We start from the raw sequence: 22,298 nt of genomic DNA, 5'->3' as shown, positions 1-22,298 counted from the left end.
CCCTGATCAGGAGGACGGCCGCTGTTCGTCCAGCCAGCCGAGGATCCGGGTGGCGCCGTCCTCCGTGGCGAGCCGGGCCGCGACGGCCGCGGCCCGCGCCGCGTACCGCGGGTCGGCCGTGACCGACCGCAGGGCGCCGGCCAGCCGGTCCGCCGTCAGCTTCGGCAGCGGTACGGGCGCCGGCGCGACCCCGAGCTCGTGCAGCCGCCGGGCCCAGAACGGCTGATCGGCCAGCACCGGCACACCCACCGCCGGCACTCCCGCCCGCAGCCCCGCCGCCGTGGTCCCGGCGCCGCAGTGGTGCACCACCGCGGCCATCCGGGGGAACAGCCAGTCGTGCGGCAGCGACCCGACGCTGAGCACGTCAGGCCCCGCGGCGACGCGCAGCCCGGACCAGCCTGCCTGCACCACCGCGCGGACCCCGGCGGCGCGCACCGCGGCCAGCACCGGCCCGGCCAGCCGCTCGCCGTGGCCCGGCGCCATGCTGCCGAAGCCCACGTAGACCGGGGCCGGTCCGGCGGCGAGGAACCGCTCGACCTCGGCCGGCGGCGTCCAGCCCGCCGGCCGCTCGGGCCACCAGTAACCGACCACCTCCTGCGACGCGGGCCAGTCGGCCGGCCGGGGCACCACGGCCGGGCTGAAGCCGTGGAAGGTCGGCCACCGGTGCTGCTGGGCCCGCTGCAACGCGGCCATGCCGCGCCGGGGCAGGCCCAGCCGGCGCCGCAGGTCGCGCACCGGCCCGGCGTAGAGCGGGTGCGCCGCGGACTCCAGGAAGCGCCCGGTGAGCCGGTTGCCGGTGCCTCCCAGCGAGCGGCCACCGACCAGCACCGGCCCGAAGTCGCCGGTGGGGAACACCGGCTGCGGGAAGACGCCCGCCCACGGGATGCCGGCCGCCTCCGCCACCTGGTAGCCCAGCGGCGCGACCACGGTGGACAGCAGCACCGCCTCGGCCCGGGTCTGCCGGACCGCCGCCACGATGCCGTCGCCGAGCTCGGCGACCAGCGGCCGGGCGATGCGCAGCAGCCGCAGCAGGGCCCGCGGCCCGGTGCCCGAACCCGTGCCGTCCTGGCCCCGGGCCTGCGGCAGGATCCGCCGCAGGTCGCCGGGCAGGGCCAGGAACGGCAGCTCGACCAGCTCCCGGAACGGCTCGTGGGTGGCCAGGGTGACCTCGTGACCGGCCTGCCGCAGCCGGGCGCCGAGCCCCGTGTACGGCGCCACGTCGCCGGTGGAGCCGGACGTCACGATCACCACGCGCATGATCCGAGCCTAGCCCTATGCCTTGACGGTTATATAACCGCAGTGGAATAGTCGGCCTGTGCCCGTGGACGCCATCGCCGTACTCGCCGAGCCGACCCGCCGCCGCATCCTCGACGAGCTGCGGCAGGCCGACAGCAGCGTGGGACAGCTCGTCGACAAGCTCGCGATGAGCCAGCCCGCCGTCTCCAAACATCTCAAGGTGCTGCGCGAGGCCGGGTACGTCTCCAGCCGTACCGCCGCGCAGCAGCGCATCTACTCCCTCGAGCCCGGTCCGTTCCGCGCGCTCGACGCCTGGCTGGCCCCGTACCGCCGGATGTGGACCCGGCACCTGGCCGCCCTGGAACGCCACCTGGAGGAATCATGAGCAGCGCTTTCGACCCCGGCCCGCCCGCCGACGCCGCGGTCGTCGCCGCGGGCGAGCAGTGGACGCTGATCTTCGTGCGCACGCTGCCGCACCCGCTGGCGAAGGTCTGGGCCGCCCTCACCGACCCCGGCCGGCTGGACCAGTGGGCGCCGTTCACGGCCGCCGGCGACCTGTCCCGCCCCGGCGCGACCACCCTGACGACGGTCGACGGTCCGGATCGGACGGACCTGCCGGCGACCGTGCTGCGCGCCGAGCCGCCCACCCTGCTCGAGTACACCTGGGGCGACGACCTGCTGCGCTGGGAGCTGGCCCCGGCCGGCGACGGCACCCGGCTCACCCTGCGGCACACCCTGGCCGAGCCCGACCTGGCGCCGATGGTCGCCGCGGGCTGGCACCTGTGCGTCGCCGTGCTGGACCGGCTGCTGGCGGACGACCCGGTCGGGGTCATCCGCGGCCGGGACGCGAAGGCACACGGCTGGGACGGGTTGCGCGCGGCCTACGCCGACATGTTCGCGCGCTGACCGGCAACCTTTCCCCGCCCGCCGGTGTCAGGCAGGGTGACACGACGGGGAGAGGCAGGTCATGCGCGACGGGTTCGACGAGTTCGTGCGGAGCCGCGGCACGGGTCTGCTCCGGATCGCGTACCTGCTCACCGGGGACCGGCACAGCGCCGAGGACCTGGTGCAGGAGGTGCTCGAGCAGATGTACGTGAAATGGCGCCGGATCCACGGCATGCCGGAGGCGTACGCCCGCCGGGCGCTGGTCAACCGGTCGGCCAACCGGTGGCGGCGCCGCGGCCGGCGTCCCGAGGCGCCCCTGGGCAGCCACGACGTCGCCGCGCCGGACCACAGCGAGCACGTCGTGGTCCGCGACACGGTGCTGGCGGCGTTACGGACCCTGCCGCCGCGGCAACGCGCCGCGGTGGTGCTGCGCTACCTGGAGGACCTGCCGGTCACCGAGGTGGCCCGGGCGCTCGACTGCTCCGAGGGCAACGTCAAGAGCAGCGTGTCCCGGGGCCTGGTGCGGCTGCGCGCCGCCATGACCGACCACAACGAGCGGCACCCGGCCGCGCCACGAGCGACGGAGGCTCCGGCATGACCGACACCGACATCCGGATCGCGTTCGAGCAGGCGACCGGTGAGCTGCGGACGCCGCCCGACCTGCTGGACAGGGTCCGGGCGGGCGGGCGGCGCCGGGTCGTGCGGCGCCGTACCCTGCTGGCCGGCGGCCTCGCCACCGTCGCGGCCGGCGCCACCGCCGGGGTCCTGTTCGCCGGCCGCGGCGGCGCCGCGCCGGTCGCCTCGCCGCTGCTCGACCGCGCCACCCGCGGCGACCTGCGCGGCGACCGCGACTTCCTGGACCGGGTACGCGCCGCCTGGCGTGCCAAGGTCGGTGCCATCCCGGTCCGCGGCGAGCCGCACGTGGTCTGGGCCGGGCAGGCGCCGCACGGCGGCGGGGCGGCGGTGGTCGCGCAGCGGGTCCCGGAGCAGGTGGCGTCGCCGATCGGCCAGATCCGGTACGGCCTGCTGGGCTTCGCCGAGCAGGACGCCGACGGCCTCCGGATGATCTCCCTCGAGGAGATGCTCACCGGGGCAGCCAACGCGACGGCGGCGCTGCTCGGCCGGGAGCGCTCGGTGCTCATGGTGCTGGACGACGGCCGCCGGGTGCGGTACTCGCCCGCTGTCTCCTACACAGCGGCGGGTGCGGTCGAGCGCACGTTCGACCCACTGGACTTCCGGGTGCACGACGGCGTCGCCTTCGCGGCCACCGCCGCGTCGCGGACCCTGATCCGGGCCGGCCTGCGTGCCGACGTACCGGACTCCCAGGGTGACCGCTCGGTCGGCCTGGCCAACCTCTCCCGGCTGATCGGCGACGCCGGCCGCGGCACCCCCGCCGACGGCGCCCGGCGCTTCACCCGGTCGCTGACCGGCACCGGCGTGCCGCTCACCGAGGGCGGCCCGTGGGACGTCACGACCCGCGACGACCTCGTCGACCGGTACGGCTACCGCGTCGTGCCACCGGCCGACACCTGGTATCTCCGCGGCACGACGGCCGACCGCCGCCCGTTCGCCGTGCAGACCCTGGCCGGCACCGACGACCGGCTCCGGCTGTTCCTGTCCATCGGCGCCCCCGAACCGGTCCTGCGGGGCTTCCCGTCCCCCGCCGCGCCCCTGCCCGTGCAGGTCCGGCTGCCGGACGGGCAGGGCGTTGTCGTCGCCGGCCGGGGCCGGCTGCGCTACCGGGTGCCGCACGGCAGCTGGCTCCCGGTCGCCGGGGACGCGGCGCTGCTGCCGGCCGCGGCCGCCGAGGTCGAGGTGACCCCGGAGGGACGGCGGGCGATCCGGGTCCGGCTGGCCTAGGGTCGAGGTGCATGTGCCCGGCCCGGCCGCCGGTTGAGCCGCGCCCCGATCGGGCATGTGTCCCGCGATCAGGGAGGCTGCATGGACGTCGTCATCGGTGTCGACACCGGAACCACCGCGACCAAGGCCATCGCCGCCGGGCCGAGGGGCGAGGTGCGCGCGATGACCAGCGTGCACTACCCGCTGTCGGTGCCCGGACCGGGTCAGGCCGAGCTCGACCCGGTCCGGCTGCGCGACGCGGCGATCGAGGCACTGATCGCGGTCGCCAAGCAGTCGCACGAGCGGGGCGACACCGTGCTCGCGGTGAGCCTCAGCGCGTTCCTGCACGCGCTGGTGCCGATGGACGCCGGCGGCGCCCCGCGAGGCCCGCTGATCACCTGGGCGGACAACCGGGCCGCCGGGCAGAGCGAGCGGATCCTGGCCTCCGGCCGGGCCAAGGAGCTGCAGGCCCGCACCGGTACGCCGGTGCACCCGATGGCGCCGCTGAGCAAGCTCGTCTGGTGGCGGGAGACCGACCCGGCCGTGCTGCGCGACACCCCGCGCTGGGGCGGGGTCAAGGAGATCGTCCTGGCCGGCCTGGCCGACGAGGGCTTCCTGCTCGACCTCTCCGTGGCCTCCGGCACCGGCCTGTACGACATCCACCGGCGGTGCTGGGACCCCGAGGCGCTGGAGCTGACCGGCGTCCGCGAGGCCCAGCTCGCCGAGGTGGTCCCGACGACCCGCCGGCTGCGCCTGAAGCGCGAGGTGGCGGTGGCCGCCGGGCTGCCGCCGGACCTGCCGCTGATCATCGGGGCCGCCGACGGGCCGCTGGCCAACCTGGGCGTCGGCGCCACCCCGGCCGGCGTGGCGGCGGTGTCGCTGGGCACCAGCGGCGCGCTGCGTACGGTCGTGAACGCCCCGACCGCGGACAAGGCCGGGCGGCTGTTCTGCTACGCGCTGACCGAGGACCGCTGGGTGGTCGGCGGCGCGATCAACAACGCCGGCTCGGTGGTGCGCTGGGCGGGGCAGACGTTCGCGAGCGGCTTCGACCGGCCGTCCGCCGACGGCGAGGATGCGGACGTGCGCGACGCGGCGCTGCTGATCGAGGCGGCCGAGGTCGAGCCGGGCAGCGAAGGGCTGCTGTGCCTGCCGTACCTGCTGGGGGAGCGGGCGCCGTGGTGGCGCGGCGGGATGCGCGGGGCCTACCTCGGGCTGCGGCGCGAGCACGGGCGGGCGCACCTGGTGCGGGCGGCGGTCGAGGGCGTGTGCCAGCAGCTGGCGCTGGTCCGCGACACGTTCGACGACGAGGGCATCACGATGACCGAGGTCCGGGCGACCGGCGGCGCGGTCGCGTCGGAGCTGTGGGTGGGCGTGCTCGCGGCGGCGCTGGACCTGCCGGTGGCGATCGCGGACACGCCGGAGGGAACCGCGCTGGGCGCGTGCCTGCTGGGCCGGCACGCCCTGGGCGAACTGCCGGACCTGGACGAGGCGGCGGCGCTGGTGGCGATCACCGAGCACGAACGCCCGGACCCGCGGAACGCCACGCTGTACCGGCGGATGCGGCCGCTGGTGGAACGGTCGGCGCTGGCGGTCACGGACGTCCTCAAGGAACTGGACAGGCTCGCGCCGGAGCCGCTGCCGGACACCGAGAAGGCCCTCCCCGAGGGCCGGTAGCCCGGCCGGGCCGGATCGGGCGGGCTGAGCTGCTGGGTGCGGGTTGGTGAGGATGGCCACGTGACCCCGCGTTGACGGCGTGGCGGGCCGTGAGAAAGAGTGGCTCGCGAGCGGCAGTGGAGGAACCCGGTGGGAGACCGGGACGGTCCCGCCACTGTGACCGGGGTTTCGGCCCCGGAAGTCAGGAGACTCCGGCCGCTCGTACCTTCCACACGTGGGCGCGGACCCGCGGAAAGGACCGGGCGTGACGCCGTACCCGTTCTCTGCCGTCGTCGGCCTCGACGACCTGCGGCTCGCGCTGCTGCTGACCGCCGTGTCACCCGCCGTCGGCGGGGTCCTGGTCCGCGGCGAGAAGGGCACCGCGAAGTCGACGGTGGTGCGGGCGCTGGCCGCGCTGCTGCCCGAGGTCGACGTGGTCCGCGGCTGCCGCTTCGCCTGCGACCCGGCGGCCCCCGACCGGGGCTGCCCGGACGGGCCGCACGAGCCCGGCGCGCCGCACGGGCACCGGCCCGCCACCCTGGTCGAGCTGCCGGTCGGCGCCACCGAGGACCGGGTCGTGGGCACCCTGGACATCCAGCGTGCGCTCGCCGACGGCGTCAAGGCGTACGAGCCGGGTCTGCTGGCCGCCGCGCACCGCGGCGCGCTCTACGTCGACGAGGTCAACCTGCTGCCCGACCACCTGGTGGATCTGCTGCTCGACGCCGCGGCGATGGGCCGCGCGCACGTCGAGCGCGACGGGGTGTCGGTCAAGCACGCGGCCCGGTTCCTGCTGGTCGGCACCATGAACCCCGAGGAGGGCGAGCCGCGACCGCAGCTGGTCGACCGGTTCGGCCTGGTGGTGACGGTCGCCGCCCCGCGCGACGCGAAGCTGCGCGCCGAGGTGGTCCGGCGCCGGCTGGCCTACGAGGCCGGGCCGGACGCGTTCGCGGCCCGGTTCGCCGGCGACGAGACCGCGCTGGCCGCCCGGATCGTGGCCGCCCGCGCGGCGGTGCCCCGGGTCGACCTGCCGGACGCCGAGCTGGACCGGATCGCCCGGGTGTGCCTGGCGTACGGCGTGGACGGCATGCGGGCGGACATCGTGGTGGCCCGCTGCGCGGTGGCGCTGGCCGCCTGGCACGGGCGCGACCGGGTCACCGAGCAGGACATCCGCGACGCGGCCCGGCTGGCGCTGCCGCACCGGCGGCGCAAGGACCCGCTGGACCCGCCCGGCACCGACGAGGAACGCCTCGAGGAAGCCCTGGAGCAGGCCGCCCAGCAGGCCAGGGAAGCCGCCGAGGACGAGCCCGACGAGGACCCGCCGACGCCGGGCCCGGACGGTGACGGGCCGGCCCCGCCCGAGCCGGACGGCGGACCGCCCCGAGGCGGCGAGGGTCCGCAGGGCGGCGGCCCCGGCACGCCCGGCCCCGATACGCCCGGCCCCGATACGCCCGGCCCCGACGCGCGCGGCGGGCCCGACGGCGGTGGCGCGGCCGATCCGGCGCTCCGGGACGACGCGGCGGGGCCCGACGGCCCGGCGCAGGAGCAGCGTGAGGTCCGCGCGCCCGCGCCGGCCCAGGCCGGTGCCGCCTACCGGCCGCGCACGTTGCGGATCGCGGCCCGGGGTGAGGGCGGGCACGCCGGTCGTCGCTCGCCGGCTTTCGCCCGGCGCGGGCGGGTGGTCGGCTCGCGGACCCCGCAGGGCAAGCTCGCCGGCGCTCCGCACCTGCCGGCCACACTCCGAGCAGCCATCCACCGCGGCGCCCTGCGAAGGCCGGCCGATTCCGCCGTCGGCGCGGCTGCGGTCAGCGCGGCTGCCGTCGGCGCGGCCGCCGCGGTTGGCTCGGGTGCTGCGGTTGGCTCGGGCGCGCGGGCCGTGCGGTTTGTGCAGCCGCGGGATCTGCGGGAGGCCGTGCATGTCGGGCGGGAGGCCAATCTTGTGCTGTTCGTGGTGGACGCCTCCGGGTCCATGGCGGCGCGCAAGCGGATGACCGTCGTCAAGACCGCCGTGCTCTCGTTGCTGCGGGACGCCTACCAGCGGCGGGACCGGATCGGGATGATCACGTTCCGGGGTGCCACCGCGGAGCAGGTGCTGCCGCCCACCTCCAGCCACGAGGTCGGGGTGCTGCGGCTCGCTTCGTTGCGCACCGGTGGGCGTACCCCGCTTGCTGCCGGCTTGCGGGCCGCGGCCGCGACCATCGCCACCGAGCGGCGGCGTGATCCGCGGCGGAGGCCGCTGCTGATCGTGGTCACCGACGGGCGCGCGACCAGCGGGCCCGACCCGGTGCGGGTGGCCGGCGCGCTGGCCGGGGTGGCCGCGGTGGTCGTCGACTGCGAGTCCGGGCCGATCCGGCTCGGGCTGGCCCGGCGGCTCGCCGCCGCGCTCGGCGCCGATGTGCTGCCGCTGGACGCGCTCGCCGCCGATCCCGCCACCACGCCGCTGCGAAGGGCTGCCTGATGCCACAGGGACAGGTCACCACCGTGCCGCAGGACGGCCTCACCACCCGGCAGCGCCGCCGCCAGGCCGTGCTCGCCGTCCACACCGGACACGGCAAGGGCAAGTCCACCGCCGCGTTCGGGATGGCGATGCGGGCGTGGAGCGCCGGCTGGCCGATCGGGGTCTTCCAGTTCGTGAAGTCGGAGAAGTGGCGGGTCGGCGAGGAGACCGCGCTCAAGGCGCTCGGCGAGGCCGGCGGCGCGAGCGTGGCCTGGCACAAGATGGGCGAGGGCTGGTCCTGGATCCAGCGGGCCGGCACCGAACGCGACCACGCCGCCGAGGCCGCCGAGGGCTGGGCGCAGATCAAGCGGGACCTGGCGGCGGAGACCCACAAGTTCTACGTGCTCGACGAGTTCACGTACCCGATGAAGTGGGGTTGGGTGGATGTCGCCGACGTGGTGGCGACCCTCGCCGACCGGCCCGGCATCCAGCACGTGGTGATCACCGGCCGGGACGCGCACCCGGACCTGATCGCCGCCGCCGACCTGGTCACCGAGATGACCAAGGTCAAGCACCCGATGGACGCCGGCCGCAAGGGTCAGCAGGGCATCGAATGGTAACGATCCCGCGGGTGGTGATCGGCGCGCCGGCCTCCGGGCACGGCAAGACCACCGTCGCCACCGGGCTGCTCGCCGCCTTCGCCGCCCGCGGCATGAGCGTGGCCCCGTTCAAGGTCGGCCCGGACTACATCGACCCCGGCTACCACGCGCTCGCCGCCGGCCGCCCCGGGCGCAACCTCGACCCGGTGATGGTCGGCGCGGAGCGGATCGGGCCGCTGTTCGCGCACGGCTCGGCCGGCCTCGACCTGGCCGTCGTCGAGGGCGTGATGGGCCTCTACGACGGGCGCACCGGCGAGGGCGACACCGGCTCGACCGCGCACGTGGCGGGCCTGCTCGAAGCGCCCGTGATCCTGGTCGTCGACGCGGCCGCGCAGGGCCGCTCGGTGGCCGCGCTGGTGCACGGTTTCCGCAGCTTCGGCAGCGTGCGCCTGGCCGGGGTGATCCTCAACCGGGTCGGCTCCGATCGGCACGAGTCGATCCTGCGCGAGGCCTGCGAGGAGGTCGGCACGCCGGTGCTGGGCGCGATGCGCCGCGCGGACGCGGTCGCGGCGCCGTCCCGGCACCTCGGCCTGGTGCCCGCGGCCGAGCGCCGCAGCGAGGCCACCGCGTCGGTCGCGGCCCTGGCGTCGCTGGTCACGGCCTCGGTCGACCTGGACGCCGTGCTCGCCGTCGCCCGCTCGGCGCCGCCGCTGACGGCGACCCCGTGGACCCCGGTGGCCGAGGACCCGGTGCCGGGCCGTCCGGTGGTCGCGATCGCGGGTGGCCCGGCCTTCACCTTCGCGTACGCGGAAACGGCCGAACTGCTGGCGGGCGCCGGCGCGGAGGTCGTGACGGTGGACCCGCTGCGCGACGAGGCCCTGCCGGCGGGAACGCGCGCGCTGGTCGTCGGCGGCGGCTTCCCCGAGGTGTACGCGGCGGAGCTGTCCGCGAACGAGCCCCTGCGCGTGGCGGTGGCGTCGCTGGCAGCGGTGGGCATGCCCATCGCGGCCGAGTGCGCGGGCCTGCTGTGGCTGTGCCGGACGCTGGACGGCGCGCCGATGTGCGGGGTGCTGGACGCGGAGGCGGTGATGACGCCGACGCTGACCCTGGGATACCGGGACGCGGTGGCGCTGACCGACAGCCCGCTGTTCCCGGCGGGGTCGCGGATCACCGGCCACGAGTTCCACCGGACGCTGGTGCATCCGCGGTCGGGGTTGCTGCTGGAGCCGGCCGGGGGAGCGGCGTGGGCCTGGCGGGGCGGGGATCCTGAGGGGTTCGCGGCGCCCGCTCTGCACGCGTCATATCTGCATCTGCACTGGGCGGCGGCGCCGGCGATCGCGCGGCGGGTGGTGGCGCAGGCTGCTGCGGTGGCGCCGGCCGGCGTGGCCTGACCCGGGGGCGGTCCCGGCGTTCGGCGCTGCGGATTCCGCCAACCCCGGCGACCGGTCACCTGTCGTCCCCCGAGGGGTGTGGATCTGGCACGCTCCGCAGCACGGCCCCGGCCACGGTGTCGACGTACCACTGCTGGAACTCCTCGGCCGTCCAGCCGCGTTCGCGGACCAGGCGGTCGTAGTTGCGCACGTCCTGGGCCAGCCACAGGACGTCCGCGATCCGGTCCCGGGTCAGGTCGTCGCGCAGCTCGCCGGTCGCGGCCAGGTCGCCGGCGAACATCGTCATGCCGCGCTGCCGGTCCTCCAGGTTCTTGCGCCAGACCGCCGCGGCGTCGGGGTCGGCGGTGGCCGCGCCGGCCAGCGCCAGCATCACCTGCGCCTGGCGTTCGTGGGTCTCGGTGAGGTGCCGGGCGAAGCGGGCCAGCCGGGCGCGGGCGCCGGGCAGCGCGCGGATCTCGGCGACGAACGCCCGGTCCGGCAGCGCCACCGGGGCGTCGTCGCCGGCGATCGTCACGTCGACCAGCTCGGACAGCAGCTGCCGCTTGCTGCCGAACACCGCGTACAGCGTCTGCACGGCCACCCCGGCCTCCGCCGCGACGGTGGTGAGCCGGGTCGCCGCGTAGCCGGGGTCGACGAACAGCCTGGCGGCCGCGTCCAGGATGGTCCGCCGGGTCTGCCGGGCCTGTTCCTGTCGCCGAGTTGACGTGTACGCCCTGCTGCCGGTCACCGCTTCAGTGTAGTAATCTATTCGATAGAGCCAAACTCTATTGAAGGAGCGTCGCGATGCCGTTCGGTGTGCTGCAGGAGATGCCGGGAGTCAGCGAGGCCGAGTACCGGCAGGTCGAGAAGCACCTCGGGCCGGACCGGCCGCCGGGCCTGCTGGCGCACGTCGCCGGGCCCAGCGAGGACGGCTGGCGGATCATCAACATCTGGGTGGACGAGGCGGCGTTCCGCGCGTTCCAGTCGCAGCGGCTCGTGCGCGCCGCCGGGCTGGCCGCCCAGGAGGACGGCTTCGACCCGACCAAGGCCGCCAAGTTCAGCTCGCTGAGCGTCGACGGCGACGAGATGCCCTTCTGATGGCCCAGGTCGCCGAGCTGCGCGCCCGCAACGCCGCGTTCTGGGACCGGGCCGCGCCCGGCTGGATCCGGCACGCCGAGCGGCAGGACGCGCTCGGCCGGCCGCTCGGCGCGGCCGCGCTCGATCAGCTGCGGGCCGCGCCCGGCGAACGGGTCCTGGACGTCGGTTGCGGCTGCGGGGGCACGACGGCAGAGCTGGCCGCCGCGGTCGGGCCCACCGGCGCCGCGGTCGGCGTCGACCTGTCCGAGCCCATGGTGACGCAGGCGCGGCAGCGGTTCCCGGGCCCGCGCTTCCTCGCCGGCGACATCGAGACCATGGGCGCCGTGCCGGGCGCCCCGTTCGACGCCGCGTACTCGCGGATGACGCTGATGCTGCTGGCGGACCCGGTCGCCGGCCTCACCACGATCAAGAAATCGCTGCGCCCCGGCGGCCGGCTCGCCGCGACGGTCTTCCGGGACGGGGGAGCGGTGCCGTGGCTGTTCGCCGCCGTCCTCGGCGCGGCCCCGCACCTGGGGCCGATGCCGCCGCTGCCGCTCGGTGACGAACCGGGGCCGTTCGCCTTCGCGAACCCGGCGCGGCTGGTGCGCGCCCTGACGACCGCCGGCTTCGACGACGCCGCGGCCGAGGAACGGGACGTCACGCTCGACACCCCGGACGAGCCGGACCCGGTCGCGGAGTGGCTGATCGAGGTCGGACCGGCCGGCGCGGCCTACCGTGAGGCCGACCCGGACGCCCGGGCGGCGGCGCGGGCGGGTGCGGTGCGGCTGCTCGAGCGCTTCCGCACGGCGGGAACGGGCTATCGCCTGCCGACCGGTCTGTGGCTGGTGACCGCGGTCGCCGGCGGCTGACGGACGTGACGGTCCGGAAGCCGGTGACCGAGGCGTACGGTCCGGAGGTGACCGGGACGGGCAGGGTGATGCTGGGCCTCGGGGCCCGGGCCGGCGTACCCGCCGACGAGCTGGCGGCCGCGATCGACGCCGCGCTGCGGCAGGCGGGTCTGGACGCCGCCGGGATCGCGGGTCTGGCCACTGTGGACCGGCGCGCCGCCGAGGCCGGGGTCCGGGCCGTCGCGCGCCGGCACCGCTGGCCGGTGCTGAGCTTCGAGCCCGCGCAGCTGGCCGGCGTCGAGGTGCCGCATCCCTCCGGAGCCGTGGCCGCGGCTGCCGGCACCCCGAGTGTCGCGGAGGCCGCCGCACTGCTGGCCGCCGGGCCCGGCGCCGTGCTCGTCCTGCCCAAGCGGATCTTCGCCCGCGCCACGGTGGCGATCGCCCGGGGCTAACGCCACCACTGCGGCTCGTCGAGCAGGTGCGGCTTGAGGCCGTGCCGCTCGGTGAGCCAGCGGGACAGCTGGGTGCGCAGGACGAGCTGTTCGCTGGCGGCGTGCGACACCCCGATCAGCGTCATCGTCGTGCGCTCGGCGAACGCGCGCACGTCGGCGTATTTGCGGCGGCCGTACTCGCCCTCGATCCGGACGTGGATCTCGCCGGTCAGCCAGGCGTGCGCGCCGCGCCGCTCGGCGGCGGCCATCTCCTCGATCCGGTCGCCGATGCCGCCGACCACCGCGATCCGCTCGATCACCGCCCGCTGCGGCCCGGCCACCTCCACCGGGTCGACCCGGAAGATCCGCCGGGCGGTGGCGGCCAGCTCCGCGCTCGACAGCGGCGGCACCCGGCAGATCAGCCCGGCACAACCGTTCCCGTACGGCCAGAAGTCGTCCTCCACCGTCCCGCCGAGCGCCGCCACGATCGCCGCGGCCGTGCCCACCTCCCGGGAGGTGTCCATAGGGGCGTGCACGGCGTACACGCTCAGGCCGCGGCCGGTGATCGCGGCGAGGTGGCGGCTGCCGATCGGCACGAACCCCTCCGCCCAGCGCCCGTCCGGATGCCCGTTGCGGATGTCGATCGGGTGGTGGGTGATCAGCAGGTCGCCGGGGCGGGCCAGGGCCAGCCACTCCTCGAGCACGTCGGCGGAGGGGAAGCAGGCGGCGAAGACCTGACCGACCTGCGCCCGCCCGCGGATCATCAGCCCGTTGAACCGCGCCGCGAACTCGGGGGTGGCCCAGCGCCGCCAGTCGACCCCGGCCTCGGCGTAGACCCGCGGGACGTGCCGGCTCATCGCGACGTCGGGGGTGGCGGCCGCCAGCTCGAACAACCCGTCCAGGTCGTCGACGAGAGTCTGCAACTGCGCCATGGCGGCGACGGTAGCTCGCGTACCTCGGAGCCGGGGGTCCGCGGCGGTCCTAGACTGGGTTCTCGTCACGAGGGAGGGGGACCGCGATGTCGCTCCTGCGGTCGGCCATCGGCACCGTGCTGCGGCGGTTGCGGCACCAGCAGGGCCGCACGTTGCAGGACGTGGCGGACGCCGCCGGTGTCTCGCTGCCGTACCTGTCGGAGATCGAACGCGGCGCAAGGAGGCGTCCTCCGAGATCCTGGCCAGCATCTGCCGGGCGCTCGGCCTGCCGCTGACCGATCTGCTCGAGCAGGTCCGGGCCGAGCTGCTGCGCACCGGCCCGCTGACGGCACCGGTCCGCGCCCCGCGGATGCGCGTGCCCGGCGGCGCCGCCGTCTGCCGAGCCGGCCGGGATCGCCGGGCCGGCCGGGATCGCCGAGCCGGCCGGGATCGCTGGGCCGGCCGGGATCGCTGGGGCCGTCGGTTCGCCGTCGAGCAGGCCGTGGTGCTCGGCCTGCTCGACGCGGTGTTCGGCGTGGTGGTGCGCTGACTCAGCGCCGTACCGTGGCTTTGCGGATCTCCGTGCGCAGCGCGGGCGGGCCGTCCAGCGGCGCCGGGTCCTCCGGGGTCGGGGTCACGCCGCCGGCGGCGATCCGGTCCAGGGTGCGCAGGCCGGGCCGCTCGACGCCGCCGAAGATGGTGTAGTTCGGGCGCAGCGCGGAGTTGCCGTAGACCAGGAAGAACTGGCTGCCGTTGGTGTCCGGGCCGGCGTTGGCCATGGCGAGCACGCCGCGGGCGTAGACCTTGCGCACGCCGGTCGGGTCGGTCGGCGCCGGCGGCAGGTCGGTGGGCAGCTCGTCGGCGTACCGGTAACCCGGGCCGCCCTCGCCGGTGCCGCTCGGGTCGCCGCACTGCAGCACCAGCAGCGTGGGGTACGCCGTCAGGCGATGGCAGATCGTGCGGTCGTAGAACCGGTGCCGGACCAGGTGCAGGAAGCTCTGCACCGTGCAGGGCGCCTGGGCCCGGTCCAGCTCCAGCGGGATCGGCCCGAGGTTGGTGCGCAGCAGCACGTCGACGGTGCCGCGATCGGGCGTGTGCCGGGGATCGCGGGGCAGCGGCACCGGCCGCACGGCGGGATCGTCCGGCGTGGGCGTGTACGCGCAGGGTCCCGGGGTCGGCGCGGTCGGATCGGTGCCGTGCGCCGCGGCGGGTGCGGCGCCGACCGCACCGGCGGCCAGCATCGAGGCCAGGACGAACGCCAGACGTCGCTTCATCATCACCCCGGTCTAATCGATCTCCTTGGATACGTCAAGCGTCATCACGACCGTGGCCCGAGCCACCCGCACGGCAGGTGTGACAATGATCCAATGTCATCGATCCCCGCGGCCGGGTTCGGCCTGTCGGGCGCGCTGCTCGTCGTGCTCGCCCTGCCCGCCGCCGGCCGGCTCGACGGGCTGCCACGCGCGCTCGCGCTCGTCGCGGTCGTGCTCGCGGTGCTGGCCGGGGCGACCGCCGTGCTGGTGAACCTCCGGGCCGCGGACCGCACCCCGCGCCTGCGGGCGCTGCTCGTCGCGGTCGCCGGGACGCTGCTGATGGCGGCGACGGTGCTCACCGGCTCGGCAGCGGTCGCGGTGCTCGCCGACGACCCGGCGCCGGCCGGCGGCGCGGCCGGGGACGGCCTGACGGTGGTGATCAGCGGGGTCGGCGAGGACGCGCGACTGACGATGCGCGCGGAGATGCCGGACATCGCGGCCGGTGATCTGGTACGCGCGGAGGTGACGGTCGCGCTGGACGGCGAGAACCGGACGGTGCTGGCCCGCCAGCTGACGGTGGCCCGCGGCACCGGCTCGGTGCCGGTGGAACTGTCGGCCCCGGCGGTCGGCACCTACGACATGCTCCAGATCCTGGTCGAGTCCCCGCACCGCCGATGCACGGCCAACGTGCGCCCGCAGGTCAGCGAAGCCCCGGTGGCCTCCTGCAAGGCCCGCTAGGCAGGGCGGGGCCTGGCGATCGTCGAAGCTGCCGTCAGGACACCGGCCACTCGTGGACCGGGATGTTCTCGTGCATCGGCGGGAGGTAGCGGCGCAGCATCTCGTGCAGGGCCGCCTGCCGGTCCAGCCCCTCGCCCTCCAGCGAGTGCAGCGTCTCCACCTGCCAGGTCGCGCCGTTGCGGCCGGTCAGGCAGCGCTGCTCGATGATGCCCAGCAGCCGGTCGCGTTCCCGGACCGACACGCCCCACTTGTCGAGGCCCTCGCGGGCCAGCGGCAGCAGCCGGCGCAGCACCAGCTCGGACACCGGGACGTAGCCCAGCCCGGGCCAGAACACCGACGCCGCGATGCCGTGCCGGGCGCAGGAGTGGAAGTTCTCCTCGGCGGCGCTGAACGACATCTGGGTCCAGATCGGACGCTCGGCCTCGGCCAGCATCCGGACCAGGCCGTAGTAGAACGCGCCGTTGGCCACCGTGTCGACCACCGTCGGGCCGGCCGGCAGCACCCGGTTCTCCACGCGCAGGTGCGGGCGGCCCTTGACCACCGCGTAGATCGGCCGGTTCCACCGGTACACCGTGCCGTTGTGCAGCCGCAGCTCGCTGAGCGCCGGGATGTCGCCGCTCTCCAGGATCTGCTCCGGGTCGTCGTCGTCGCAGATCGGCAGCAGCGCCGGGAAGTACCGCACGTTCTCCTCGAACAGGTCGAAGACCGAGGTGATCCAGCGTTCGCCGAACCACACCCGCGGGCGCACGCCCTGGGCCCGGATCTCCTCCGAGCGGGTGTCGGTGGCCTGCTCGAACAGCGGGATCCGGGTCTCGCGCCACAGCTCGCGGCCGAACAGCAGCGGCGAGTTCGCCCCGAGCGCCACCTGCACCCCGGCGATGACCTGGGCCGCGTTCCAGTACGCCGCGAACTGGTCCGGGCTGACCTGCAGGTGGAACTGGGTGCTGGTGCAGGCCGCCTCGGGCGCGATGGTGTCGGTGGTGACCGCCAGCCGGTCGATGCCGTCGATCCGGATCTCCAGGTCCTCGCCGCGGGCCGCGAAGATCTGCTCGTTGAGCAGCTTGTAGCGCGGGTTCGCCGACAGCGAGTCCGCGGTCATGTGCTCCTTGCGCAGCGTCGGCAGGATGCCGACCATCGCCATGTGCGCGCCGACGCTGCGGGCGCGCTGCTCGGCGTGGTTCAGGCTGGCCCGCAGCTGGCGTTCCAGGTCCGCGTTCTCGTCGCCGGCCAGCCGCCGCGGCGGCACGTTGATCTCGACGTTGAACTGGCCCAGCTCGGTCTGGAAGTCCGGATCCGCGATGGCGGCCAGCACCTCCGCGTTGCGCATCGCCGGGTCGGCGTTCTCGTCGACCAGGTTGAGCTCGATCTCCATGCCGGTCAGCGGCCGTTCGAAATCGAACCGTGAATCGCGCAGCATCGTCGCGAACACGTCGAGACTGCGCCGGATCTTCTGCCGGTACAGCGATCTGTCCTCGCGGGTGAATGTCCTGTGGTCGACCTCTTCGCCCACCGCGCACCGCCCCTCTGCCTGCATCTATGATCTCGTGCACAACCCGCCGGCGCACCAGGGGAACGCGTCGAAACACCCGAGAGGTTTCCGCGTGCGTCGCTTACCTGCCCTTTTCGTCGCCGTCGCAATCGCCGAGGCGGGCAGCTGGGCGGCGCTGCTGATCGGCATGTTCTTCAAGTACGTGGTCGTGCGCAACGAGCTCGGTGTGCAGCTCGCCGGGCCGGTCCACGGCGCCCTGTTCATGGCCTACCTGGCCGTCACCGTGCTGCAGGCCCGCGCGGCCGGCTGGCGGTGGCGGGTGACGCTGGTGGCGCTGGCCTGCTCGATCCCGCCGTTCGCGACCCTGGCCTTCGAGCGCTGGGCCCGCTCCCGCGGCCTGCTCACCGCGACGGACTGCGACGTGCTGGAGCGGCTCAGCTGATCCAGGCCACCGCGACGACGGTGGCCAGCGTCAGTCCCAGGACGGCCTGGATCAGCAGCCCCGGTCCGAGGTGCGACCACATGGTCGGGATCCGCGGCCGCAGCGGCTGCAGCGTGGTCAGGTTGAGCACCTGCTCCAGCTTCACCGGCAGGTCCGGGTCCTTCTGCGCCCGGGTGCGCACCTGCACGAGGTCACCGCGGTGCAGCGCCGACTGCGGCAGCTGCCCGTGCATCTCCACCTCGTAGGTCTGGCCCAGGTCGTCGCGCAGCCGCACCGGGGTCACCAGGTATTCGGGGCCCTTCTTGAGCTCCTTGAACCGGCGCCGCGCGCCCCCGCCGCCGGTGCGCAGCAGCGCGAGGATCAGGGCGGCGAGCGCGTGGGTGATGGTGGCCATGACGAACACGGCGACCAGCAGCGGCTGGCCGACCTTGACCTCGCGGGTGTAGGAGGGCCGGAAGCCGAGGAACCGGCCGGTGATGACGGGACCGGCGTGCCGGAGGATCCGCTCGCGGTAGAGCTCGGTGTCGTCCATGGGGATATCTCCAGGGGTGGGGGAGATGTATGACCCTCAATGGTACGGAGAGCAACCGAAGCAGCACAGTGAGTGAATAAGCGTGCGCCGCTGGTCACGCGGTTTGGCGGATCTTTCACCGGGCATCCTCAGGTCCCGCTTGCTCCTGAGGACGTGCCTGATGAAGATGCCCTCCGCCCGTGGACCGGTCTCGGCCGCCGTCATCGACGCGCTCGCGCGCTCGCCGTACGACTTCTCCTGCGACCCGGACGGCGTCGGCGACGAGGACCTGCACCTGGCGCTTTTTGTGCTCTACGAGCTGCACTACCGCGGCTGGGACGGCGTCGACGACCGCTGGGAATGGCACCCGGGACTGCTGGCGCTGCGCGCCGGGCTGGAGGCCCGGTTCGAGGCCCAGCTGATCGAGCTGGTCGGCCCGCCGGCGCCCGCCGAGGACGTGCCGCGCGCACTGGTCGCGCTGACCTCCGACAGCAGCGGGCCGTCGCTGTCGGGCTACCTGCGTGGCCGGGCGGCCCGGGAGCAGTTCCAGGAGTTCGCCACCCACCGCTCGATCTACCACCTGCGCGAGGCGGACCCGCACACCTTCGCGATCCCCCGGCTGGGCGGTGCGGCCAAGGCCGCGCTCATCGAGATCCAGATCGACGAGTACGGCGGGGGCGTCGCGCACCGCATGCACCAGGAGATGTTCAAGGCCACGATGACCGCGCTGGGCCTGGACACCGAGTACGGGGCCTACGTCGACGTGGTGCCGGCCGCGACGCTGGCGAACAACAACCTGATGTCGCTGTTCGGCCTGCACCGCCGGTGGCGCGGGGCGCTGCTCGGGCACCTGGCCGCGTACGAGATGACCTCGACGGGACCGAACCGCGCGTACGGCAACGGCCTGCGCCGGCTGGGCGGCGACGCGGACGCGACCCGGTTCTACGACGAGCACGTGGAGGCGGACGCGGTGCACGAGCAGATCGCCGCGTACGACATGTGCGGCTCGTTCTGCAAGGCCGAGCCGGAATCGGCGGGTGACGTGCTGTTCGGCGCCCGCTGCGTGCTGGCGATGGACGACCGGTGGGCGGCCGAACTGCTGGAGCGCTGGGCGGCGGGGGAGAGTTCCCTGCGCGGCTGAGGTACGGGGTCAGGCGTCGCCGCGCGGGGCGGCGCTGTCGCGGCCCACGCCGGCGCGGAAGCCGACGGCCTTGTGGGTGCCGTCGCAGAACGGCTTGATGGCGGACTTGCCGCAACGGCAGAGCGCCACGGTGCCCCGGCCCGGCTCGATAACGTCGCCGTCCGGCGTGCGCAGGGTGAAATCGCCCCGCAGCAACAGGGGCCCGTCCTCGTACGGGATCACGGTCGCGCCGTGCTCCTCCACCGGTCCGCTCATGCCGGGGGAGATGCCCCGGGCGGCCCCGCCGAAACCCGGGTGTCCGCCGTCGGTCTACCGATTGGCCGAAACGCTCACGGTCCCGTCCCGGACACGGTGAACTTGTGCTGAACGCCTGTCGCGGGCGGTATACGGGGGTGGGACGGCATGGCGCTGATCGGCATGAACTACGTGAATCCAGACAGTGTGCTCGCGCGGACGGCGTGGGAGATGGTGCAGACCCACGCAGGCGGCCTGGGCCCGCACAACGGCATGACGGTCTGCCCGGTCTGCGGCGAACCCCTGCCGTGCACGGCCGGCCGAGCGGCGGCCGAGGTGGTGGCGGCCGCCGGGCTGGCCGAGTCCTCGGGCCTGGTGGAAGCCGCCCGGCAGGGCCGCGGGGAACCGGACCCGGCATCACCGTTCGGCCTGCCGCCGGCGCGCCCGACGTCCGTCCAGGAGCCGTTGTCATCTTCCGGCCCGTCACTGGATGTGGCGGCAACTCCGCGCAATTCCGGGCGGGAGCCGTCCGGTATCGGTGGCTCGGGCGCGTCGGGGCTGACGCCGCCGGGGCCTGAGGCGTTCGGGCCGGCTTCGGCTGTGAAGCCTGCCGGGGGGTTCGCAGCCGAGGAGCCGGCGGCTGGCCGGCCGCCTGCGGGCCTGCCGGCGTTCGGCCAGTCGTTCGGTGAGTCGTCGTTCGAGCGGCCGTCGTCTGATCGCGCGTCTGATGCGGGCGGTGGGGATACCGGCGGCAGGTCGGATCTGGGCGCGTTGGTGGCCGGTCGGGCGGAGGCCGGTAGCGCGGGGGTCGGTAGCGCCGGGGTCGGTCGTGCGGAGGCCGGTAGCGCGGAGGTCGGTCGTGCGGAGGCCGGTAGCGCCGGGGTCGGTCGTGCGGACATCGGCAGCGCGGAGATCGGCAGCGCGGAGGCCGGTAGCGCCGGGGTCGGCAGCACGGAGTTCGGCGGCGCTGGGGTCGGTCGCGCGGAGTTCGGCGGCGCTGGGGTCGGCCGTGCGGAGTTCGGCGGCGCTGGAGTCGGTCGCGCAGAGTTCGGCAGCGCGGAGTTCGGCAGCGCGGAGTTCGGCAGCGCAGAGAGCGGTCGTGCAGACAGCGGTCGTGCAGGAGCCGGCGGTGCGGAGATCGGCCGCGCGGATGCCGGTGGTGCGGATGCCGGCGGTGCGGATGTTGGTCGCGCGGAGGTCGGCGGGGCGAATGTGGATCGCGCGGAGGTCGGCCGTTCGGAGGCCGGTCAGCCCGAGGTGAGTGGCTCGCCGGGGAGCCGCCCGGCGGCCGGGAGGCCGGACGCGGGGCCGGATGCCGGCAGGCCGCACACCGGACTCGCTGCCGACCGTCCGGAAGCCGGACATGCCGACCTGGATCGCCCGGATGCGGGTCTCGCCGGACCGTCCGACCGCAGCGCTGGGCAGCCACACGCCGGGCGGCCCGCCGCCTCGCCAGAGCCGCCACGCGTGGTGCCGGACGTGGATCCCCTGCTGCTCGGTCCGCCGTTGTTCGCTCAGCAGAACCGGCCGCTGGACGCGCCGCGGTTCACCCCGTCGGTGCGGGCTCCGGAGCCCTCCGGCCAGGCCCAGCACCCGCTGCCGCCGAACGGCACCACGTTGCCGCAGCCCGGCCTCTCCGGCCCGAACCAGGCCCGGGGCGCCGACCCGGCCGCCCCGACCGGTCCGGCAGCCCACCCGAACCCGGCCGCCCCGACCGGTCCGGCAGCCCACCCGAACCCGGCCGATCAGCCCGGCGCGGCCCCGCACTCTGGCGCCGCTCCGCAGCCCGGCGGTGCCTCGCAGCCCGGCAGTGCCTCGCAGCCCGGCGGTGCCCCGTGGCCCGGTAGCGCTCCGCAGCCCGGCAGTGCGCCGCAGCCCGGCAGTGCGCCGCAGTTCGGAAATACTCCGCAGCCAGGCGGTGCATCGCAGCCAGGCGGTGCATCGCAGCCAGGCGGCGCTCCGCAGCCCAGCGGACTCCCGCAACCAGGCGGGCACAACCTCGGCGCAGGACAGCAGCCGGGCGGCACCTCGCAGCCCGGCCGTTCCTCGCAGCCCAGCGGCTTTCCGCAGCTCGGCGGTCAGCACCCAGGCCCCAGGCCGCAGCCGGGTGCCGCGCCGCAGCAGGGCGCCGCCCTGCAGCCCGGCACCGCGCCACAACCTGGCGGCCTCCCGCAGCCCAGCAGCCAGAACTTCAGCCCGGCGCAGCCCCCGGCAGGCGCTCCGCAGCCCCCGGCAGGCGCTCCGCAGCCCCCGGCAGGCGCTCCGCAGCACCCGGCAGGCGCTCCGCAGCACCCGGCAGGCGCTCCGCAGCACCCGGCAGGCGCTGCGCAGCGGAGCGCCCAGCACCCCGGCATCGTCCCCCAACCAGGTGCCCCCCACCCCGGCCCGGAACAGCAACCCGCCGCCACCCACCAACCAGCCCGCGACCCGAGCACCACCCCCACCGCCTGGACCGGAGAACTCACCCCGCCGGCCGAAACCCGCCCGCCGAGCGTCGAGGCCCAGTTCGCCCGCCCTGCCCAGCAGCCCGGCACACCCAGCCGCCAGCCGCAGGGCCAGACCCCGCCCATCACCGGTCTCGGCTCCCCGGCGCCCTTCACCCGACCCGCCAACCCCGACGACCAGTCCGGCGGGACGCCGCCGGCTCACCACCGGCCGCCTGCACAAACCGACATCCCCGCCCCCCAACCGGCCGCCCCGCCCCGCCCCACCAACCGCCCGCCGCTCGAGGCGCCCCAGATGGGTCAGCTCAACCGTCCCCTCGACACCCCGCCGCCGACCGGCCTGACCCATGCCCAGCCAGGTCCCGACACCGCCCGGCCGCCGCTCGAGCCCTCGGAGTCGGGCCAGCTCAACCGGCCCGTGCCGCCGCCGCAGGAGAACACTCCGTCCGGTCTGCCCGCCCGGGCCGGCGCGCCGCCCGCTCCAGCCGCCTGGCCCCCGGCCGCGCCCGCGGCACCCGGCACCCCCACCGCGGACGCGCCCAGCGGGCTGCCGCGCCGTCCGCAGCAGCCCGCCGCTGAGCAGGATCAGGAGCGTCCCCAGGGCTGAGCATGGCGGGAAGAGACAATCAGGGTCACCGATCGGTGGATTTGTTTCGGTTCGTGTTGACCGGGGCAGTAGCGTGTCTTGAGGAGCCGGTCCGGGCGTTTCGTGGGCCGGCTCGGGACACGGCACCGGAGCCGTCCCGGCCTCGGGGTCACTAGT

The 22,298-nt window shown here is 75.4% G+C and carries 24 protein-coding genes and 1 riboswitch; of the genes, 17 read left to right on the top strand and 7 right to left on the bottom strand.

Going from position 1 to position 22,298, the window contains the following annotated elements; genetic code table 11:
• Nucleotides 1-6: 6 nt before the first annotated feature.
• Entirely contained in the window at nt 7-1,257 is a 1,251-nt protein-coding gene (locus tag ACIBQZ_RS05340; RefSeq protein ID WP_396087199.1) for a glycosyltransferase, read from the bottom strand.
• Between the two features lie 58 nt (nt 1,258-1,315).
• Here ACIBQZ_RS05340 and ACIBQZ_RS05335 point away from each other — a divergent pair, with 58 nt between their 5' ends.
• From ACIBQZ_RS05335 to ACIBQZ_RS05300, 8 genes are all read left to right on the top strand, one after another.
• On the top strand, nt 1,316-1,621 hold the full coding sequence (locus ACIBQZ_RS05335; protein ID WP_396087198.1) for an ArsR/SmtB family transcription factor: 306 nt from the start codon (nt 1,316-1,318) through the stop codon (nt 1,619-1,621).
• Nucleotides 1,618-2,142 (top strand): SRPBCC family protein, encoded by a 525-nt coding sequence (locus ACIBQZ_RS05330; RefSeq protein ID WP_396087197.1) that lies wholly within the window; start codon nt 1,618-1,620, stop codon nt 2,140-2,142. The genes ACIBQZ_RS05335 and ACIBQZ_RS05330 overlap by 4 nt, the downstream gene beginning before the upstream one ends.
• A gap of 61 nt (nt 2,143-2,203) precedes the next feature.
• Nucleotides 2,204-2,719: a SigE family RNA polymerase sigma factor gene (locus tag ACIBQZ_RS05325; protein WP_396087196.1), complete on the top strand. Its 516-nt coding sequence runs from the start codon at nt 2,204-2,206 to the stop codon at nt 2,717-2,719.
• On the top strand, nt 2,716-3,981 hold the full coding sequence (locus ACIBQZ_RS05320) for a hypothetical protein (RefSeq protein ID WP_396087195.1): 1,266 nt from the start codon (nt 2,716-2,718) through the stop codon (nt 3,979-3,981). Before ACIBQZ_RS05325 ends, ACIBQZ_RS05320 begins: the two co-directional genes overlap by 4 nt.
• 81 nt (nt 3,982-4,062) lie before the next feature.
• Nucleotides 4,063-5,634: a gluconokinase gene (locus tag ACIBQZ_RS05315; RefSeq protein WP_396087194.1), complete on the top strand. Its 1,572-nt coding sequence runs from the start codon at nt 4,063-4,065 to the stop codon at nt 5,632-5,634.
• Nucleotides 5,635-5,718: 84 nt separating this feature from the next.
• Nucleotides 5,719-5,848, top strand: a riboswitch (cobalamin riboswitch).
• Nucleotides 5,849-5,878: 30 nt separating this feature from the next.
• Complete coding sequence (locus ACIBQZ_RS05310; RefSeq protein ID WP_396087193.1) at nt 5,879-8,068, top strand: VWA domain-containing protein; 2,190 nt, start codon at nt 5,879-5,881, stop codon at nt 8,066-8,068.
• On the top strand, nt 8,068-8,667 hold the full coding sequence (cobO, locus tag ACIBQZ_RS05305; RefSeq protein WP_396087192.1) for a cob(I)yrinic acid a,c-diamide adenosyltransferase: 600 nt from the start codon (nt 8,068-8,070) through the stop codon (nt 8,665-8,667). Before ACIBQZ_RS05310 ends, cobO begins: the two co-directional genes overlap by 1 nt.
• Entirely contained in the window at nt 8,661-10,037 is a 1,377-nt protein-coding gene (locus ACIBQZ_RS05300; protein WP_396087191.1) for a cobyrinate a,c-diamide synthase, read from the top strand. Before cobO ends, ACIBQZ_RS05300 begins: the two co-directional genes overlap by 7 nt.
• A 55-nt stretch (nt 10,038-10,092) precedes the next feature.
• Here the strand turns inward: ACIBQZ_RS05300 and ACIBQZ_RS05295 are convergent, their stop codons facing one another.
• Nucleotides 10,093-10,764, bottom strand: coding sequence for a TetR/AcrR family transcriptional regulator (locus ACIBQZ_RS05295; RefSeq protein WP_396087190.1), 672 nt, complete (start codon nt 10,762-10,764; stop codon nt 10,093-10,095).
• A gap of 56 nt (nt 10,765-10,820) precedes the next feature.
• Between ACIBQZ_RS05295 and ACIBQZ_RS05290 the strand changes: the two genes are divergently transcribed.
• The 3 genes from ACIBQZ_RS05290 to ACIBQZ_RS05280 are packed head-to-tail and all read left to right on the top strand — an operon-like array spanning nt 10,821 to nt 12,393.
• Nucleotides 10,821-11,114, top strand: a complete 294-nt coding sequence (locus ACIBQZ_RS05290) for a hypothetical protein (RefSeq protein WP_396087189.1) — start codon at nt 10,821-10,823, stop codon at nt 11,112-11,114.
• The gene (locus ACIBQZ_RS05285; RefSeq protein WP_396087188.1) at nt 11,114-11,962 is read left to right on the top strand and encodes a class I SAM-dependent methyltransferase; all 849 of its coding nucleotides are present in this window, start codon (nt 11,114-11,116) and stop codon (nt 11,960-11,962) included. The genes ACIBQZ_RS05290 and ACIBQZ_RS05285 overlap by 1 nt, the downstream gene beginning before the upstream one ends.
• 5 nt (nt 11,963-11,967) lie before the next feature.
• Nucleotides 11,968-12,393 (top strand): cobalamin biosynthesis protein, encoded by a 426-nt coding sequence (locus ACIBQZ_RS05280; RefSeq protein WP_396087187.1) that lies wholly within the window; start codon nt 11,968-11,970, stop codon nt 12,391-12,393.
• Here the strand turns inward: ACIBQZ_RS05280 and ACIBQZ_RS05275 are convergent.
• Nucleotides 12,390-13,304, bottom strand: coding sequence for a Nif3-like dinuclear metal center hexameric protein (locus ACIBQZ_RS05275; RefSeq protein WP_396087186.1), 915 nt, complete (start codon nt 13,302-13,304; stop codon nt 12,390-12,392). The two genes, ACIBQZ_RS05280 and ACIBQZ_RS05275, sit on opposite strands and share 4 nt — an antisense overlap.
• 86 nt (nt 13,305-13,390) lie before the next feature.
• On the opposite strand from ACIBQZ_RS05275, the gene ACIBQZ_RS05270 reads away from it, so the two are divergent.
• Nucleotides 13,391-13,579, top strand: coding sequence for a helix-turn-helix domain-containing protein (locus tag ACIBQZ_RS05270; protein WP_396087185.1), 189 nt, complete (start codon nt 13,391-13,393; stop codon nt 13,577-13,579).
• Between the two features lie 74 nt (nt 13,580-13,653).
• The gene (locus ACIBQZ_RS05265; protein ID WP_396087184.1) at nt 13,654-13,833 is read left to right on the top strand and encodes a hypothetical protein; all 180 of its coding nucleotides are present in this window, start codon (nt 13,654-13,656) and stop codon (nt 13,831-13,833) included.
• A 1-nt stretch (nt 13,834) separates the two neighbouring features.
• On the opposite strand, the gene ACIBQZ_RS05260 is transcribed toward ACIBQZ_RS05265, so the two are convergent.
• A complete protein-coding gene (locus ACIBQZ_RS05260; protein WP_396087183.1) occupies nt 13,835-14,560 on the bottom strand; it encodes a peptidylprolyl isomerase in 726 nt (241 codons plus the stop codon).
• Nucleotides 14,561-14,650: 90 nt separating this feature from the next.
• Between ACIBQZ_RS05260 and ACIBQZ_RS05255 the strand changes: the two genes are divergently transcribed.
• Complete coding sequence (locus ACIBQZ_RS05255) at nt 14,651-15,274, top strand: hypothetical protein (RefSeq protein WP_396087182.1); 624 nt, start codon at nt 14,651-14,653, stop codon at nt 15,272-15,274.
• Nucleotides 15,275-15,308: 34 nt separating this feature from the next.
• Here the strand turns inward: ACIBQZ_RS05255 and ACIBQZ_RS05250 are convergent, their stop codons facing one another.
• Nucleotides 15,309-16,784, bottom strand: a complete 1,476-nt coding sequence (locus ACIBQZ_RS05250; RefSeq protein WP_396087366.1) for a glutamate--cysteine ligase — start codon at nt 16,782-16,784, stop codon at nt 15,309-15,311.
• A gap of 91 nt (nt 16,785-16,875) precedes the next feature.
• Between ACIBQZ_RS05250 and ACIBQZ_RS05245 the strand changes: the two genes are divergently transcribed.
• A complete protein-coding gene (locus ACIBQZ_RS05245; RefSeq protein ID WP_396087181.1) occupies nt 16,876-17,205 on the top strand; it encodes a DUF3817 domain-containing protein in 330 nt (109 codons plus the stop codon).
• On the opposite strand, the gene ACIBQZ_RS05240 is transcribed toward ACIBQZ_RS05245, so the two are convergent.
• The gene (locus tag ACIBQZ_RS05240; protein ID WP_396087180.1) at nt 17,198-17,737 is read right to left on the bottom strand and encodes a hypothetical protein; all 540 of its coding nucleotides are present in this window, start codon (nt 17,735-17,737) and stop codon (nt 17,198-17,200) included. The two genes, ACIBQZ_RS05245 and ACIBQZ_RS05240, sit on opposite strands and share 8 nt — an antisense overlap.
• Nucleotides 17,738-17,897: 160 nt before the next feature.
• Here ACIBQZ_RS05240 and ACIBQZ_RS05235 point away from each other — a divergent pair, with 160 nt between their 5' ends.
• The gene (locus ACIBQZ_RS05235) at nt 17,898-18,857 is read left to right on the top strand and encodes an iron-containing redox enzyme family protein (protein WP_396087179.1); all 960 of its coding nucleotides are present in this window, start codon (nt 17,898-17,900) and stop codon (nt 18,855-18,857) included.
• Between the two features lie 9 nt (nt 18,858-18,866).
• On the opposite strand, the gene ACIBQZ_RS05230 is transcribed toward ACIBQZ_RS05235, so the two are convergent.
• Complete coding sequence (locus ACIBQZ_RS05230; RefSeq protein WP_396087178.1) at nt 18,867-19,112, bottom strand: CDGSH iron-sulfur domain-containing protein; 246 nt, start codon at nt 19,110-19,112, stop codon at nt 18,867-18,869.
• A 147-nt stretch (nt 19,113-19,259) separates the two neighbouring features.
• On the opposite strand from ACIBQZ_RS05230, the gene ACIBQZ_RS05225 reads away from it, so the two are divergent.
• Entirely contained in the window at nt 19,260-22,142 is a 2,883-nt protein-coding gene (locus tag ACIBQZ_RS05225) for a hypothetical protein (protein WP_396087177.1), read from the top strand.
• The last annotated feature ends 156 nt before the right edge of the window (nt 22,143-22,298 follow it).

It is taken from the genome of Actinoplanes sp. NPDC049599 (assembly GCF_044465625.1).
Taxonomy (GTDB): Bacteria; Actinomycetota; Actinomycetes; order Mycobacteriales; family Micromonosporaceae; genus Actinoplanes.
The sequence above is the reverse complement of the archived record's forward strand: the minus strand, read 5'-3'. Positions and strand labels throughout refer to the sequence as shown.